Origin of the sequence: Salmonella sp. 32070601201500089SM, from assembly GCF_017573605.1 — a bacterium.
GTDB lineage: Bacteria > Pseudomonadota > Gammaproteobacteria > Enterobacterales > Enterobacteriaceae > Salmonella > Salmonella enterica.
Map to the genome: position 1 here is coordinate 17683 of NZ_JAGETK010000024.1, position 15394 is coordinate 33076.

Genomic DNA, 15394 nt, shown 5'->3' on the forward strand with positions numbered 1-15394 from the left:
ATTATTGCCATTTCCACTACTGCACATGCCTCGCCCATGAACTTTGCGTAAACTGACTGGTATTCATTATAATGTTATCATGCTTAAACTCAATAAAATCGCAAAAAGAATTATAATCTTCATTTAAAGAATAATTAAAATGTTTTCTAATTCCATTACATACACCATCAGAATAGGGATCAGCATCAAATTTAGTATGCATTATTTCCAATCCAGCAAGTAAAGCCGGGTGGTTATTGCGATCAACAGCTATTATCCCGTTTTCCATAGAAGCACGGCCATCTATCCTTTCTACATGAACAGCGATTCCATCCGGAATATATATACTCCCCAATTTTTCCGTGATAATCATATCAGCATCGAGATATATACACCCACTATTTGTTGATAAATCATAACACCCAACCTTATCCGCCTCCAAAAATAACTGACCAGCCTTTAACATAGCCATATTCCTGTAAAAATCAAACCATCCATGGCCTTTATCCAGTAAGTAAGATTTAATTAATGAATCATTACCCTCTTGAATATCACTCAATTCTTTTTTTAATAGCTGCAGTAAATGATAATCCCTTTTTTCTTCTGGCATGGACTCTTGCTTAGAAATATTTTCCATATAAATTTCTGATAATTTTTTATCGTACATGCTAAAGTCAATATCATTTCTATATATGACTTTTATGTTTTCATAGTCATACTCAAGTTTTGAAAAAGCATCCTTTTGTCCTGGAAAAAAATCACCATCTACAAAAATACCTATAAGACGTTCTTTTTCAATTGTTGCTGCTTTAATGATATTGTTAAGGTAGGGGTTTTTCTCTGTGTTAATTATAGGTATATCATTTTTCCCAAAGCGAGCAGGATTCCGCTCAAACCACTGGAAAAGAAGAGGGGTTTTCTCATCTAAAAAGCACAAGGGATAATCTTTTCCATTAAAACTTGTAAACTGAATGCCCCTGTTGGTAACAGTTTTAACCAATTCATTTTTTGAAAGCGCGGGAACATATCTATTTAATGGTGGAATCATAACAATTAAATGCTCCATGCTTACTTCATTACATATTTTACATGATGATTATTAGCACATGTTTTTTAGCGTTGCAATCGCTGTCAGCTAAAAGATGCTAAATTAAGCATTAACCGGTGGATACATAAATACCCTACCAGTGAGCAATTAAATAAATAGCTTGTTAACTTTATTTTTATTCCAGAAATGGCATCATATTTATAATTCCTGTAATAAGAGCAAACAAAGACCTTAATGGAATTAAATACTCCATTTAATAATTTAAAATATCCCGTGTAAACAATCAATAAAACAGGTTTATCATTTAATGTATGAACAGCAGGCATTTTATAATGGCGAGCCAATAGACTTTAATAACTTAGATTTATGGGATAAATTTAAAGTCACATTTGGACTCAATGTTACAGAAAAAATCAAACCCAATGGTAAAAAATTTCAATTTTGAGTATTGTGGATTCTCTACTTTTATTACGCCGGTTGATGGCGTTGGCGGGATTTTAGCAAAGTGGCTCTCAAACAAACATAATGTGATTGTCCCAACGCCTTATACATTCGGTCAAGACCCCATTCCTGGCGTCAATCTTTATCGTAATACAAAAGCAAAATTTGTTATGGCTAACGGCGGTAATAGTCTTCCCTGTGCGATGGCAAAATATAATGCAACAACTGGACAATTTATTCATATAACCAGTGATAGTGAGTTTTCACCAATAATACGAGAAACAAGAGTCATGGAAAAATAATTCATTTATTCATTAATATTTATAATTACAGATAAAACCAAGAGCCAGCATGGCATTGAAAAATAAAATACGGCTTTTTTATCCGCGCTGGTTTTGACTCGATGAAGAATAGCGGTGGCGACAATAATAATAAGACAATAAATAAATATAAGTAATGATTTATGGTGAAGTATATATAACGATAGAAACAATAAAAAAGCGGACAGAACGTTTGAAATGGTTATCTTTTTTGTAAATACTAAAAGACTAAACATTAAATAGATTAATGAAATAATCGCTGGCATTTTCTTTCCTTGTAGGCAAGCGACCCGGAATTCGGTATCCAGCATGAAGCTGGTGGAGGGATAAATCCCCCTCCACCATTTAACGATTACTCGTTATCAGAACCGCCCAGACCTGCGTTTAGCAGCTCTGCCAGGCTTGCAGATGCATCTTCCGCAGTGACCTGCGGTGTTGCTGGCTGCTCGCCCGCGGCGCGACGGCGCATACGATCCTGGTGGTACGCATAACCGGTACCGGCCGGGATCAGACGACCCACGATAACGTTCTCTTTCAGGCCGCGCAGTTCGTCGCGTTTACCCGCAACGGCTGCTTCGGTCAGGACACGCGTGGTCTCCTGGAACGATGCGGCAGAGATGAACGATTCGGTTGCCAGAGACGCTTTGGTGATACCCAGCAGATCGCGGGAGAAGGTAGCCCCCACTTTGCCGTTCGCTTCCAGCTCGCGGTTAGCGATCTTGACGCGAGAGTATTCAACCTGTTCGCCTTCCAGGAAGTCGGAACTACCGGCGCTTTCGATGGTCGCTTTACGCAGCATCTGACGAACGATAACTTCGATGTGTTTATCGTTAATCTTAACGCCCTGCAGACGGTATACATCCTGGACTTCGTTAACGATGTAACGCGTCACAGCATGAACGCCACGCAGACGCAGAATGTCGTGCGGCGCTTCCGGACCATCGGAAATCACATCACCACGTTCTACACGTTCCCCTTCGAACACGTTGAGCTGACGCCATTTTGGAATCATCTCTTCGTACGGGTCACTACCATCAACCGGCGTGATCACCAGACGACGTTTGCCTTTGGTTTCTTTACCGAAGGAAACGATACCTGCGATTTCAGCAAGGATTGCTGGCTCTTTCGGACGACGCGCTTCGAACAGATCCGCAACGCGCGGCAGACCACCGGTAATATCCTTGGTACCGCCGGATTCCTGCGGAATACGCGCCAGGGTGTCACCAGAACTGATCTGTACGCCATCTTCCAGCTGTACAATCGCTTTACCCGGCAGGAAGTACTGCGCAGGCATATCGGTACCCGGGATCAGAACGTCATTACCCTGAGCATCAACGATTTTCAGCGCCGGACGCAGATCTTTACCACCGGTAGTACGTTCAGCCGAATCCAGAACCACCAGCGAAGACAAACCGGTCAGTTCGTCGGTCTGACGCGTAATGGTCTGACCGTCGATCATGTCAGTGAAGCGGATGAAACCACTCACTTCAGTGATAACCGGCATGGTGTGCGGGTCCCAGTTTGCCACGGTTTCGCCGCCGGCAACCTGCTCGCCATCACCTTTCGCCATGACAGCGCCATAAGGCACTTTATAGCTCTCTTTGGTACGACCAAATTCGTCGATCAGCTTCAGTTCGGTGTTACGAGAAGTGATAACCAGTTTACCGCTGGAGTTCACAACCGACTTCACGTTGCTGAGCTTGATGCTACCTTTGTTCTTAACCTGGATGCTGGATTCAGCAGCCGCACGCGATGCCGCACCACCGATGTGGAACGTACGCATCGTCAGCTGTGTACCCGGTTCACCGATGGACTGTGCCGCGATAACGCCGATAGCTTCACCTTTGTTGATGATGTGGCCACGCGCCAGGTCACGGCCATAGCAGTGCGCACATACACCAAAGTCGGTGTCGCAGGATACAACGGAACGCACTTTAACGGCGTCAACGGAGTTTGCTTCCAGCAGGTCACACCACTGTTCGTGCAGCAGCGTGTTGCGTGGAACCAGAATGTCCGCGGTACCCGGTTTCAGCACATCTTCCGCCGTCACACGACCCAGAACGCGGTCACGCAGCGGCTCTTTCACGTCGCCACCCTCGATAACCGGGGTCATCAGGATACCTTCGTGCGTACCACAGTCATCTTCGGTCACCACCAGATCCTGCGCGACGTCAACCAGACGACGGGTCAGATAACCGGAGTTCGCGGTTTTCAGTGCGGTATCCGCCAGACCTTTACGCGCACCGTGCGTGGAGATGAAGTACTGGAGTACGTTCAGACCTTCACGGAAGTTCGCGGTGATTGGCGTTTCGATGATGGAGCCATCTGGCTTCGCCATCAGACCACGCATACCTGCCAGCTGACGAATCTGTGCCGCAGAACCACGCGCACCGGAGTCGGCCATCATGTAGATGCTGTTGAAGGAGACCTGCTGCTCTTCCTGGCCGTCACGGTTAATCACGGTTTCGGTTTGCAGGTTATCCATCATCGCTTTGGATACACGATCGTTCGCCGCAGCCCAGATATCGATAACTTTGTTATAGCGTTCGCCAGCGGTTACCAGACCGGACTGGAACTGCTCCTGGATCTCAGCAACTTCAGCTTCCGCCTCAGAGATGATCTCGTGTTTTTTCTCCGGGATGACCATGTCATCAATACCAACGGACGCACCTGAACGCGCTGCATAAGCAAAGCCGGTGTACATCGTCTGGTCCGCAAAAATAACGGTCGGTTTCAGGCCCAGAATACGGTAACAGGTGTTCAGCATTTTGGAGATCGCTTTCTTGCCCAGCGCCTGGTTGACGATGGAGAAAGGCAGACCTTTCGGTACGATCATCCACAGAATGGCGCGACCAACGGTCGTGTCTTTCAGGCTGGTGTGCGCAACGAATTCGCCGTTTTCATCTTTTTCATATTCAGTGATACGCACTTTAACGCGCGCATGCAGAGAGGCCAGACCTGCGCGATAGATACGCTCAGCTTCTTTCGGGCCAGTCAGCACCATGCCTTCGCCTTTGGCGTTAACACAGTCACGGGTCATGTAGTACAGACCCAATACCACGTCCTGAGACGGAACGATGATAGGTTCGCCGTTCGCCGGAGACAGGATGTTGTTGGTAGACATCATCAGCGCACGCGCTTCAAGCTGGGCTTCCAGCGTCAGCGGTACGTGAACAGCCATCTGGTCACCATCGAAGTCAGCGTTATATGCCGCACAAACCAGCGGGTGCAGCTGGATAGCTTTACCTTCGATCAGTACCGGTTCAAATGCCTGGATACCCAGACGGTGCAGTGTTGGTGCACGGTTCAGCAGTACCGGGTGTTCGCGGATCACTTCGTCCAGGATATCCCAAACGACGGCTTCTTCACGCTCAACCATTTTCTTCGCGGCTTTGATGGTGGTGGCAAGGCCACGCAATTCCAGCTTGCCGTAGATGAACGGTTTGAACAGCTCCAGCGCCATTTTCTTCGGCAGACCGCACTGGTGCAGACGCAGGTATGGACCTACGGTGATAACAGAACGACCGGAGTAGTCAACACGCTTACCGAGCAGGTTCTGACGGAAACGACCCTGTTTACCTTTGATCATGTCGGCCAAAGATTTCAGAGGACGCTTGTTAGAACCGGTGATCGCACGACCGCGACGACCGTTATCCAGCAGGGCGTCAACCGCTTCCTGCAGCATACGTTTTTCGTTACGTACGATGATGTCCGGCGCAGCCAGATCCAGCAGACGCTTCAGACGGTTGTTACGGTTAATGACGCGACGATACAGATCGTTCAGGTCAGAAGTCGCGAAACGACCACCATCCAGCGGAACCAGCGGACGCAGATCTGGCGGCAGAACCGGCAGAACGGTCAGGATCATCCACTCTGGCTTGTTGCCAGACTGTACGAAGGCTTCCAGCAGTTTGATACGCTTGGTCAGCTTTTTACGCTTGGTTTCGGAGTTGGTTTCGTTCAGCTCTTCGCGCAGAGTTTCACACTCTTGCTCCAGATCCATGCTCTTCAGCAGGGCCTGGATAGCTTCCGCACCCATCTTCGCGTCGAATTCGTCACCGAACTCTTCCAGCGCGTCCAGATACTGCTCTTCAGTCAGGATCTGTTGACGTTCCAGGTTGGTCATACCGCCTTCGATAACCACATAAGATTCGAAGTACAGTACGCGTTCGATATCGCGCAACGGCATATCGAGCAGCAGACCGATACGGGACGGCAGCGATTTCAGGAACCAGATGTGAGCAGTCGGAGACGCCAGCTCGATGTGGCCCATACGCTCACGGCGTACTTTGGTCTGGGTCACTTCAACGCCGCACTTCTCACAAATAACACCACGGTGTTTCAGGCGCTTGTACTTACCGCACAGGCACTCGTAGTCTTTTACCGGCCCAAAGATACGGGCGCAGAAAAGGCCGTCACGCTCAGGTTTGAACGTACGGTAGTTGATGGTTTCCGGCTTTTTAACTTCACCGAAAGACCATGAACGGATCATGTCTGGCGAAGCCAGAGCAATTTTGATCGCATCAAACTCTTCGGTTTTAGTCTGCGCTTTCAGAAACTTTAATAAATCTTTCACGGATTTGCTCCCGTCGGAGTTAGCACAATCTGGTGTCGGGTTTTACCCCGACACCAGTGACCTGTTTGAGCGAGAATTACTCGTCTTCCAGTTCGATGTTGATGCCCAGCGAGCGGATCTCTTTCAACAGAACGTTGAAGGATTCCGGCATACCCGGTTCCATCTGATGGTTGCCGTCCACGATGTTCTTATACATCTTGGTACGACCGTTCACGTCATCAGACTTAACGGTGAGCATTTCCTGCAGGGTGTAGGCGGCGCCGTAAGCTTCCAGCGCCCACACTTCCATCTCCCCGAAGCGCTGACCACCGAACTGCGCCTTACCACCCAGCGGCTGCTGAGTAACCAGGCTGTAAGAACCGGTAGAACGCGCATGCATCTTGTCATCAACCAGGTGGTTCAGTTTCAGCATGTACATGTAACCGACGGTTACCGGACGTTCGAACTGTTCACCCGTACGGCCATCGAACAGGGTGATCTGACCGGAGGTCGGCAGGTCGCCCAGTTTCAGCAGCTCTTTGATTTCCGCTTCTTTCGCACCGTCGAACACTGGTGTGGCAATCGGCATACCTTTGCGCAGGTTTTCTGCCAGACGCAGCACTTCATCATCGCTGAAGGTGCTCAGGTCGACTTTCTGACGAACGTCGGCGCCCAGATCGTAGGCACGCTGGATGAATTCGCGCAGTTTGGCGACTTCCTGCTGCTGTTTCAGCATGGCGTTAATCTTGTCGCCAATACCTTTCGCAGCCATACCCAGGTGGGTTTCCAGAATCTGACCGATGTTCATACGAGACGGTACGCCCAGCGGGTTCAGTACGATGTCTACCGGCGTGCCGTTTTCATCGTAAGGCATGTCTTCGATCGGGTTGATCTTAGAGATAACACCCTTGTTACCGTGACGACCTGCCATCTTATCACCCGGCTGGATACGGCGTTTAACGGCCAGATAGACCTTCACGATCTTCAGCACGCCCGGCGCCAGATCGTCGCCCTGGGTGATTTTACGGCGCTTCGCTTCAAGTTTTTTCTCGAACTCGTGTTTCAGTTCGTCATACTGCTCAGCCAGTTGTTCCAGCTGATTTTGTTTCTCTTCGTCGGTCAGACCGAGTTCCAGCCAGCGGTCGCGCGGCAGTTTGTCGAGCTTCTCAGCTTCAACGCCGCCGGACACCAACACCGCACGGATACGGCTAAACAGGCCCGCTTCGAGGATCTGCAGTTCTTCAGACAGGTCTTTTTTCGCCTGCTTGAGCTGCATCTCTTCGATTTCCAGAGCACGTTTGTCTTTTTCTACGCCATCGCGAGTAAAGACCTGAACGTCGATAACCGTACCGGAGACACCGTTAGGTACGCGCAGAGAAGAGTCTTTAACGTCAGACGCTTTCTCACCGAAGATCGCACGCAGCAGTTTCTCTTCCGGCGTCAGCTGGGTTTCACCTTTCGGCGTCACCTTACCGACCAGAATGTCGCCGCCGGTCACTTCCGCGCCGATGTAAACGATACCGGATTCATCCAGTTTGGAGAGCGCAGCTTCACCCACGTTCGGGATATCAGCGGTGATCTCTTCCGGCCCCAGCTTGGTGTCACGGGACACGCACGCCAGTTCCTGAATGTGGATGGTGGTGAAACGGTCTTCCTGAACAACACGCTCGGAAACGAGGATGGAGTCTTCGAAGTTGTAGCCGTTCCACGGCATGAACGCCACGCGCATGTTCTGACCGAGCGCCAGTTCACCGAGGTCGGTGGACGGACCGTCTGCCAGCACGTCGCCGCGTTCAACCGGCTCGCCCAGAGACACACATGGCATCTGATTGATACAGGTGTTCTGGTTAGAGCGGGTGTATTTGGTCAGGTTATAGATGTCGATACCTGCTTCACCCGGGTACATCTCGTCTTCGTTAACTTTGATAACGATACGGGACGCATCCACGTACTGAACAGTACCGCCACGTTTAGCTACTGCAGTAACACCGGAGTCGACGGCGACAGCACGTTCCATACCGGTACCCACCAGCGGCTTGTCAGCGCGCAGAGTCGGAACCGCCTGACGTTGCATGTTCGCACCCATCAATGCACGGTTGGCGTCATCGTGTTCCAGGAACGGGATCAGGGACGCACCGACGGAGACCACCTGCTGGGTGGAAACGTCCATGTAGTCAACCTGGTCGCGGCTGAACAAGCTGGATTCGCCTTTGCTACGGCAGGTAACCAAATCTTCTACAAAGTGGCCTTCGTCATCCAGGTTGGAGTTCGCCTGAGCGATAACGTAGTTGCCTTCTTCGATAGCAGACAGGTAATGAATTTCGTCAGTAACCACGCCATCAACCACACGACGGTACGGCGTCTCAAGGAAGCCATATTCGTTAGTCTGTGCGTACACGGACAGGGAGTTGATCAGACCGATGTTCGGACCTTCCGGCGTTTCGATAGGACATACGCGACCGTAGTGCGTCGGGTGTACGTCTCGAACTTCGAAGCCTGCGCGTTCGCGGGTCAGACCGCCTGGGCCGAGTGCGGAGATACGACGTTTGTGCGTAATCTCAGACAGCGGGTTGTTCTGGTCCATAAACTGAGACAGCTGGCTGGAACCAAAGAACTCTTTCACTGCGGCGGAAATCGGCTTGGCGTTGATCATATCCTGAGGCATCAGGGTATCCAGATCGCCCAGAGACAGACGCTCTTTCACCGCACGCTCTACACGCACCAGGCCAACGCGGAACTGGTTTTCCGCCATTTCGCCGACGGAACGGATACGACGGTTGCCGAGGTGGTCGATATCATCCACTTCGCCTTTACCGTTACGGATATCGATGAGCTTCTTCATGACATCAATGATGTCGTCTTTGCTCAGGATACCGGAACCTTCGATTTCGTCGCGCAGCAGAGAACGGTTGAACTTCATACGACCCACCGCAGACAGGTCATAGCGGTCTTCGGAGAAGAACAGGTTCTCGAACAGGCTTTCAGCCGCTTCGCGTGTCGGCGGCTCACCAGGGCGCATCATGCGGTAGATTTCTACCAGCGCGCTCAGACGATCGTTAGTTGGGTCGACGCGTACCGTTTCAGAAATGTACGGGCCGTGGTCCAGATCGTTGGTAAACAGCGTTTCGATACGCTTGTGGCCGGACTGGCTCAGCTTAGCCAGCAGATCCAGGCTCAGCTCCATGTTCGCCGCGCAGATCAGCTCGCCAGTAGATTCGTCAACGTAGTCTTTAGAGACGACTTTACCTGCGATGTACTCAACCGGAACTTCGATATGCTTGATATCGTCTTTTTCCAGCTGACGGATGTGACGCGCGGTAATGCGACGGCCTTTTTCAACGTACACTTTGCCGTTAGCTTCGATATCGAACGACGCGGTTTCGCCACGCAGACGTTCTGGAATCAGCTCCATCTGCAGTTTGTTGTCGCGAATTTCGAAGACGACTTTCTCAAAGAACAGGTCAAGGATCTGCTCAGTGGTGTAGTTCAGCGCACGCAGAATGATGGTCGCAGGCAGTTTACGGCGACGGTCGATACGTACGAACAGGTTGTCCTTCGGATCGAATTCGAAGTCCAGCCAGGAACCACGGTAAGGAATGATGCGCGCGTTATACAGCACTTTACCCGAAGAGTGGGTTTTACCTTTGTCGGAGTCAAAGAAGACGCCAGGACTACGGTGCAGCTGAGAAACGATAACACGCTCAGTACCGTTGATAACAAAGGTACCGTTGTCGGTCATGAGCGGAATTTCGCCCATGTAGACTTCTTGTTCTTTAATGTCTTTTACGGTGCCTTCCGGCGCTTCGCGCTCGTAGATCACCAGACGCAGTTTTACGCGCAGCGGTGCGGAATAGGTCACGCCACGGATCTGACATTCCTGAACGTCAAACACCGGTTCGCCAAGGCGGTAGCTGACGTACTGCAGCTCGGAATTACCGCTGTAGCTCTGAATCGGGAACACGGAACGGAAGGCTGCTTCCAGGCCGTACTGCCCTTCAGGATCTTGCTCGATAAACTTCTGAAACGAGTCAAGCTGGATAGAAAGGAGATAAGGTACATCCAGAACTTGTGGACGTTTACCAAAATCCTTACGAATACGTTTTTTCTCGGTATAGGAGTAAACCATAGGGTTCCTCAGCTCGCTGACAAGTCGACCCATCTGTCCTGCGGGGGACAGTTTGTGCAACACTATTTTGTTGACCGGAAAATGGATACTTTCCGCAATGCCTGTTGCTATCACGCTTAAACCATTTCATTGCGATTTACACAGAACGTACGCTCTGTCGCAGTATATTAAGTCGTCGATAGAAACAAGCATTGAAAGGCACAGCAGTAGTCAAACAGTGTGAAACGCTACTGGCGCCTTACAGCGCAAAAAGGCTGGTGACTAAAAAGTCACCAGCCATCAGCCTGATTTCTCAGGCTGCAACCGGAAGGGTTGGCTTATTTAACTTCAACTTCAGCGCCAGCTTCTTCCAGAGATTTTTTCAGTGCTTCAGCGTCATCTTTGCTCACGCCTTCTTTCAGAGCGGCCGGAGCAGATTCTACCAGGTCTTTAGCTTCTTTCAGACCCAAGCCAGTTGCGCCACGTACTGCTTTGATAACAGCAACTTTGTTAGCGCCAGCAGCTTTCAGAATTACGTCGAATTCAGTTTTTTCTTCAGCAGCTTCAGCCGGGCCAGCAGCTACAGCTACAGCAGCAGCAGCGGAAACACCGAATTTTTCTTCCATTGCAGAAATCAGTTCTACAACGTCCATTACGGACATAGCGGATACTGCTTCAATGATTTGATCTTTAGTGATAGACATTTAAATTGTTCCTGAATATCAGAATAAGTTTATACGTAAGCAAATGCTTGATAAAGACAACTGCGATTACGCAGCTTCTTTTGCATCGCGTACAGCAGCCAGTGTGCGAACCAGTTTGCCAGCCGAAGCTTCTTTCATGGTTGCCATCAGGCGTGCAATTGCTTCTTCGTAGGTCGGCAGAGTTGCCAGGCGGTCGATCTGAGACGCCGGGATCAGCTCACCTTCAAAGGCTGCAGCTTTGACCTCAAATTTTGCATTCGCTTTCGCGAACTCTTTGAACAGACGAGCAGCAGCGCCCGGGTGTTCCATAGAGTATGCAATCAGGGTCGGACCAACAAACGTGTCTTTCAGGCACTCGAACTGAGTACCTTCAACGACGCGGCGCAGCAGGGTGTTACGAACAACACGCATGTATACGCCAGCTTCACGACCTGCTTTACGCAGTTCAGTCATTTTATCTACAGTTACGCCACGGGAATCCGCAACTACTGCAGACAGCGCGCCTTTGGCTACTTCGCTGACTTCAGCAACAATCGCTTGTTTGTCTTGAAGATTTAAAGCCATTAGCTTTGCTCCTGGATGTTTGCCGGAACTCATGTTCCGGAACTCACTTCACTCATCTCAACGAGAAGAGCGTCTTAATACGGTGAGCAGAAACAAGCCAGAGTATCAAAAATAATCTTAGCGTTCTGTCACCGTCTACGCAGGGGATTAAGCCTCTTGCGAGACGCCTGCGGTCTTCGACGGAGGCCTGGATAGGCCAGGCTCCAACGAACAAATCTTGTCTATCCGTCGCTATTCAGCTTGTGGCGGCGTTGGCTTCCTTCGTTCGCACCAGTCACATAGTTAGCTATGCTCCTGGCGACTCACTCAGTTGCCGTCTTGTCACAACCCGAATATCTCGGATATACGTCTGCAACTAGCAGAATACGTGGGGGTAAGATTGTAGACAAAATCACCGCCCACGTAAAGACTAATCTTAGTTCGCAGATGCGCTCAGACCAGCCTGATCAACGGCAACGCCAGCACCCATGGTGGTGGAGATGCTAACTTTCTTGATGTACACGCCTTTCGCCTGGCTCGGTTTTGCTTTTTTCAGCGCAACCAGCAGAGCTTCCAGGTTTTCTTTCAGTTTGTCAGCGTCAAAGTCCACTTTACCGATGGTGGTGTGGATGATGCCGTTTTTGTCGTTACGGTAACGAACCTGACCTGCTTTAGCGTTCTTAACCGCTTCAGCAACGTTCGGAGTTACGGTACCGACTTTCGGGTTTGGCATCAGGCCGCGAGGACCCAGAACCTGGCCCAGCTGGCCAACAACGCGCATTGCATCCGGGGATGCGATAACAACGTCGAAGTTCATTTCGCCTTTCTTGATCTGGTCAGCCAGATCTTCCATACCTACCAGCTCAGCGCCAGCAGCTTTAGCTGCTTCAGCGTTCGGGCCCTGGGTAAATACGGCAACGCGAACAGAACGGCCAGTACCGTGCGGCAGTACAGTCGCGCCACGAACGTTCTGGTCAGATTTACGAGCATCGATGCCGAGGTTAACGGCAACGTCAACGCTTTCGTTGAATTTAGCAGTGGCCAGCTCTTTCAGCAGGGCAATAGCTTCGTTGATGTCGTACTGTTTGGTCGCATCAACTTTTTCACGGATCACGCGCATACGCTTGGTCAGTTTAGCCATTTCTTAGTCCTCCACTACCAGGCCCATGGAACGTGCAGTACCTTCGATGGAGCGAGTCATCGCTTCAATGTCGGCACCGGTCATGTCGGCAGCTTTGGTCTGCGCGATTTCCTGCAGCTGAGCGCGGGAAATTTTACCTACTTTGTCTTTGTTCGGCTTGCCGGAACCAGACTTGATACCAGCCGCTTTTTTCAGCAGAACAGCTGCCGGAGGCGTTTTGGTAACGAAGGTGAAAGAACGGTCAGCGTAAACGGTAATAACAACCGGAATCGGCAGACCTTTTTCGATGGAATCCGTTTTTGCGTTGAACGCTTTGCAGAATTCCATGATGTTCACACCCTGCTGACCCAGTGCTGGACCAACCGGCGGACTCGGGTTCGCCATACCAGCTGCAACCTGCAGCTTGACGTAGGCTTGTACTTTCTTAGCCATTCTAAATTCCTCGAATTGGGTAGTATCGCTTCAAAGAAGCTCCCCGTGATAAATATCGCTTTATGGGCATAAGGCCCATAAAAACAAAAGGCGCGAAATTGTATGTCAATTTCGCGCCCTATGCAACGATTAGATCGCTGCTTTTTTGATCGCAGCCTTACGCTTTCTCAACCTGACTGAAGTCCAGCTCTACCGGGGTCGCACGACCGAAGATAGAAACAGACACTTTCAGGCGAGACTTCTCATAATCGACTTCTTCGACAACGCCGTTAAAGTCTGCGAACGGACCGTCGTTAACACGAACCATTTCACCCGGTTCAAACAGAGTTTTCGGCCGCGGCTTATCGCCAACCTGCTGCAGGCGGTTCATGATCGCATCGACTTCTTTGTCGCTGATCGGCGCCGGACGGTCAGAGGTACCGCCGATAAAGCCCATCACACGCGGCACGCTACGCACCAGGTGCCAGCTTGCGTCGTTCATGACCATCTGGACCAGAACGTAACCCGGGAAGAATTTGCGTTCGCTTTTGCGACGCTGGCCGCCACGGATCTCAACGACTTCTTCAGTCGGCACCATGACTTCGCCAAACAGCTCTTCCATATTGTGTAATTTGATATGCTCGCGCAGCGATGTGGCTACGCGGCCTTCAAAACCGGAAAACGCCTGAACGACGTACCAGCGCTTTTTAGGTGCTTCAGACATCTCAGAACCTCAGGCCAGTGATAAAGGATACCAGGCGAACCAGAATACCATCCAGTCCCCACAGGATCAGTGACATAACTGCGGTAACCGCAGCGACGATCAGCGTGGTGTGCAGCGTTTCCTGGCGAGTCGGCCAAATGACCTTACGGACTTCGGTTCTCGCTTCACGGGCAAAAGCAACGGTTGCTTTACCTTTTGTCGTCAACAGCGCGACACCACCCGCTGCAGCAATCAGAATTACTACGGCCAGCGCACGCAGCGGCAGCATCATGTCGCGATAGAGGTAGTTGCCGACGATTGCGACGATCAGCAATATGGCAACAACTATCCACTTCATCGCTTCCAGGCCGCGCCCGCTCCCTTGAGCTTCGGTATTCGCACTCATAAACCAACCTGTCAGAAGTATTCTACAAACATTTTCACCCCGCAATCGCGAGGCAATCCAAATCGAAACGCTTATTCGCCTTTCGGATTATACGCCCTCTACAGAGCCTGTCTCAGCAATGATTATGACAAATAAAATCACTGATGAGCCAGGTTCTGGTGTGAAAGCGTGCAAAAAGGGCATCAAATGATGCCCTTTTATTGCGCATTGCGTCAAATGTTATCAGCGATTAGCCGAGAACTTTAGCAACAACGCCCGCGCCAACGGTACGGCCGCCTTCACGGATTGCGAAACGCAGACCGTCGTCCATTGCGATCGGGTGGATCAGGGTAACAACCATTTTGATGTTGTCGCCCGGCATTACCATCTCCACGCCTTCCGGCAGTTCGATGGTGCCAGTCACGTCAGTAGTACGGAAGTAGAACTGCGGACGGTAGCCTTTGAAGAACGGAGTATGACGGCCGCCTTCATCTTTGGACAGAATGTACACTTCAGATTCGAACTTGGTGTGCGGCTTGATGGTGCCCGGCTTAGCCAGTACCTGACCACGTTCGATTTCTTCACGTTTGATACCACGCAGCAGAACACCTACGTTCTCACCGGCACGGCCTTCGTCCAGCAGTTTGCGGAACATTTCAACGCCAGTACAGGTAGACTTCTGAGTCTCTTTGATACCAACGATTTCAACTTCTTCGCCCACTTTGATGATACCGCGCTCTACACGACCGGTAACAACGGTACCACGACCGGAGATGGAGAATACGTCTTCGATCGGCAGCAGGAACGGCTTGTCAATCGCACGCTCTGGTTCCGGGATGTAAGAATCCAGGAAGCCAGCCAGTTCGATGATTTTCGCTTCCCACTCTGCGTCGCCTTCCAGCGCTTTCAGAGCAGAACCACGAACGATCGGCGTGTCGTCGCCCGGGAAGTCGTACTGAGACAGAAGTTCACGAACTTCCATTTCAACCAGTTCCAGCAGCTCTTCGTCATCAACCATGTCGCATTTGTTCAGGAACACGATGATGTACGGAACGCCTA

12 protein-coding genes are annotated in these 15394 nt (G+C 50.4%); 1 reads left to right on the forward strand and 11 read right to left on the reverse strand.

Annotated features, from left to right (window positions below):
* Window positions 1-16: 16 nt before the first annotated feature.
* Entirely contained in the window at window positions 17-1045 is a 1029-nt protein-coding gene (locus J4728_RS23110) for a type III secretion system effector arginine glycosyltransferase SseK1 (protein ID WP_031606155.1), read from the reverse strand.
* 380 nt (window positions 1046-1425) lie between these two features.
* Here J4728_RS23110 and J4728_RS23115 point away from each other — a divergent pair, with 380 nt between their 5' ends.
* Window positions 1426-1770 (forward strand): hypothetical protein, encoded by a 345-nt coding sequence (locus J4728_RS23115; protein WP_047607390.1) that lies wholly within the window; start codon window positions 1426-1428, stop codon window positions 1768-1770.
* Between the two features lie 5 nt (window positions 1771-1775).
* Here the strand turns inward: J4728_RS23115 and J4728_RS23120 are convergent, their stop codons facing one another.
* The 10 genes from J4728_RS23120 to J4728_RS23165 all read right to left on the reverse strand — a co-directional run.
* Window positions 1776-2099 carry a membrane protein gene (locus tag J4728_RS23120; RefSeq protein WP_001576436.1) on the reverse strand — a complete coding sequence of 108 codons (324 nt, stop codon included), beginning with the start codon at window positions 2097-2099 and terminating at the stop codon, window positions 1776-1778.
* Between the two features lie 41 nt (window positions 2100-2140).
* The gene (rpoC, locus tag J4728_RS23125; RefSeq protein WP_000653965.1) at window positions 2141-6364 is read right to left on the reverse strand and encodes a DNA-directed RNA polymerase subunit beta'; all 4224 of its coding nucleotides are present in this window, start codon (window positions 6362-6364) and stop codon (window positions 2141-2143) included.
* A gap of 76 nt (window positions 6365-6440) precedes the next feature.
* Window positions 6441-10469: a DNA-directed RNA polymerase subunit beta gene (gene rpoB / locus J4728_RS23130; protein WP_000263105.1), complete on the reverse strand. Its 4029-nt coding sequence runs from the start codon at window positions 10467-10469 to the stop codon at window positions 6441-6443.
* Window positions 10470-10786: 317 nt separating this feature from the next.
* Window positions 10787-11152: a 50S ribosomal protein L7/L12 gene (gene rplL / locus J4728_RS23135; protein WP_000028882.1), complete on the reverse strand. Its 366-nt coding sequence runs from the start codon at window positions 11150-11152 to the stop codon at window positions 10787-10789.
* 66 nt (window positions 11153-11218) lie between these two features.
* Window positions 11219-11716, reverse strand: a complete 498-nt coding sequence (gene rplJ / locus J4728_RS23140; protein WP_001207203.1) for a 50S ribosomal protein L10 — start codon at window positions 11714-11716, stop codon at window positions 11219-11221.
* A 415-nt stretch (window positions 11717-12131) separates the two neighbouring features.
* Window positions 12132-12836, reverse strand: a complete 705-nt coding sequence (gene rplA / locus J4728_RS23145) for a 50S ribosomal protein L1 (RefSeq protein WP_001096676.1) — start codon at window positions 12834-12836, stop codon at window positions 12132-12134.
* Between the two features lie 3 nt (window positions 12837-12839).
* Entirely contained in the window at window positions 12840-13268 is a 429-nt protein-coding gene (gene rplK, locus J4728_RS23150; protein WP_001085926.1) for a 50S ribosomal protein L11, read from the reverse strand.
* A gap of 157 nt (window positions 13269-13425) precedes the next feature.
* Window positions 13426-13971 carry a transcription termination/antitermination protein NusG gene (gene nusG, locus J4728_RS23155; RefSeq protein ID WP_001287521.1) on the reverse strand — a complete coding sequence of 182 codons (546 nt, stop codon included), beginning with the start codon at window positions 13969-13971 and terminating at the stop codon, window positions 13426-13428.
* A gap of 1 nt (window position 13972) precedes the next feature.
* Window positions 13973-14356: a preprotein translocase subunit SecE gene (gene secE, locus J4728_RS23160; protein WP_001275691.1), complete on the reverse strand. Its 384-nt coding sequence runs from the start codon at window positions 14354-14356 to the stop codon at window positions 13973-13975.
* Window positions 14357-14585: 229 nt separating this feature from the next.
* Window positions 14586-15394: elongation factor Tu (locus J4728_RS23165; RefSeq protein WP_080207128.1), on the reverse strand; the 809-nt coding region annotated here is incomplete at its 5' end.